The following is a 1991-nucleotide window of genomic DNA, read 5'->3' on the forward strand; positions in this document are numbered from 1 at the left end:
CCCCCTCGTGCAACCGTGCGATCAGTCCCTGGAGCGTGTCCTCACCCTGGGCGGGATCGGTGCGATCCCGCCCGGTGAGGAGCAGCTCCTCGCGCATTCGTTGTTCCTCGCCGCCCTGCATGACCCTGTATCTCCATCGTTCGGGCCCCCAAACGAAAACGCCCCCGGATCCTGGGATCCGGGGGCGTTTTCGGCGTGGAGGCTGTCTGGGCTGAATCGTCAGATAATGCACCGCCGTCCCGGATCATTGAACCCGGGCATAAACCAGTAAAAACCGAGACGGGCGATGGCTGCGATCAACGTGCTTACCTCTTGAACCTTGTCCCGACGGTACCACCGGCGGGGACCTACGGCAACACCGCCGAGACGAGCCAGAGCACGACCATGCCCGAGCCGAGCACCCACAGCGTGTTGCGGGTACGCCACGCAACCAGCGCCGCCACCAGTCCCGCGGCCACCCGGGCGGGCTCGAAGGGCGATTCGCCGCCGAGCAGGATACCGGGCACGACGAGCGCGGAGAGCACCGCCGCAGGCACATAACGCAGCGGCCGGCGCAGCCATCCCGGCATACCCCGATGCCCCACCGCCTGGATGAACGACAGCCTGAGGGCGAAGGTGCCGGCGCCACAGGCGAGGATGACCAGCCAGATGGTGGTATCGCTCATGCCGCCCCCTGGGCGCGCTCGGCGACAACACCGGCGATGATGCCGGCCAGCGCCCCGGTAACCATGCCGAGATTGAAGGGCATGCCATGGGCAAGCAGCGCGATCCCGCCGCCGGCCACGGCGGCGACGGCCATGGGCCGGTCATGGACGGTCGGCACCATCAGCGCCAGGAAGATCAGCGGCACGGCGAAGCCAAGCTGCCAAGCCGGCGGCACCGCTGCGCCGATAAGGATGCCCGCCGCCGTGGCAGTGAGCCAGACCACCCACAGCGGCAGCGCCGCGCCCAGGTAGAACCAGTGCCGGTTCTCCATCTCGGGATGACGGATGAAGCGCGTGATACACACCGCGTAGGCCTGGTCCGTGAGCAGATAGGCGAGGGGCGCCTTCCAGCGCGTGGGCAGGTGCGCGAAATGCGGTGCCAGCGAAGCGCTGTACATGGCAAAGCGCAGGTTGATGATCAGCGCAGTGAGCACCACCACGCCGGCCCAGGCGCCGTCGCCGATAAGCTGTGCGGCGGCGAGCTGGGAGGCACCGGCGAAGATCACCAGCGACATGCCCATGCTGGCGGCCACGTCGAGCCCGGCCTCGCGCGCCGCAATACCCGCCATCACGCCGAACGGCAGCGCGCTCGCGCTGATCGGCGCCATGGCCACCAGGCCCGCATTGAAGGCATTGCTCCGCGTCATCGACACCCCTTATCCCCCGAATTCCGTCACCTCCGCCCGCCGGGGGCTGAGAGCGTGTCAGTGTATCGTTCGATCGGCCACATGCCACGCGCCCTCAGGGGCGCCGGGCATCGGCATCCCGGGTCTCCCCCCGCTGCACGCCACGTGGCCGCCATCACCGGCCGGCGGCACAACGACGGGGGCGCCGTCTCCCGCGCATGCACGTCCCTGACGCGGCGGTGAGCCCGGTGGCGGGCCGGTATTCCTGAACCGGGGCGGCAGTGTGGCCGTCGTGAACGCGCATTTTCGCCACATACGACCCGCTCGCCCATCCGGATCGGCTCGCTGCCCCACGTCCCCGCCCGAATCCAGCCCGGTCCCACAGGCCGCCAGTGTACTGTGTCAGAATGCACCCAGGTTGGCGACGGGACCGTAACGTGATTAACGCCGAGCTCTACCACCGTCTGCAGACGGTGCTGCGCGAGCGCGACCTGCGAGAGTTTCCCGCACCGCAGCGTCAGGGGGTCTTCCTGTTGCGCCTGATGATCGCGGTCGCCGAGGACGTCGCCCGCGGCCAGCTGACGCTGCGCGCGATGAGCCTGGTCTACACCACCCTGCTGTCGCTGGTGCCGCTGCTCGCGGTGAGCTTCTCGGTGCTCAA

The 1991-nt window shown here is 68.8% G+C and carries 2 protein-coding genes and 1 pseudogene; 1 reads left to right on the forward strand and 2 read right to left on the reverse strand.

The window, feature by feature from the left end; translation table 11 throughout:
• Positions 1-347 precede the first annotated feature (347 nt).
• Complete coding sequence (locus tag G7A99_RS18735) at positions 348-665, reverse strand: AzlD domain-containing protein (RefSeq protein WP_018718856.1); 318 nt, start codon at positions 663-665, stop codon at positions 348-350.
• Positions 662-1351, reverse strand: a complete 690-nt coding sequence (locus G7A99_RS18740; protein WP_163143041.1) for an AzlC family ABC transporter permease — start codon at positions 1349-1351, stop codon at positions 662-664. Before G7A99_RS18740 ends, G7A99_RS18735 begins: the two co-directional genes overlap by 4 nt.
• Positions 1352-1767: 416 nt before the next feature.
• Between G7A99_RS18740 and G7A99_RS18745 the strand changes: the two are divergent.
• Positions 1768-1991, forward strand: a pseudogene (locus G7A99_RS18745) (ribonuclease BN); the annotation flags it as partial.

This window comes from Arhodomonas sp. KWT (assembly GCF_010993615.1).

Bases quoted from the DNA above. Each gene is read 5' to 3' on its own strand.
- G7A99_RS18735 (WP_018718856.1), bottom strand. From the start codon at position 665: ATGAGCGATACCACCATCTGGCTGGTCATCCTCGCCTGTGGCGCCGGC.
- G7A99_RS18740 (WP_163143041.1), bottom strand. From the start codon at position 1,351: ATGACGCGGAGCAATGCCTTCAATGCGGGCCTGGTGGCCATGGCGCCG.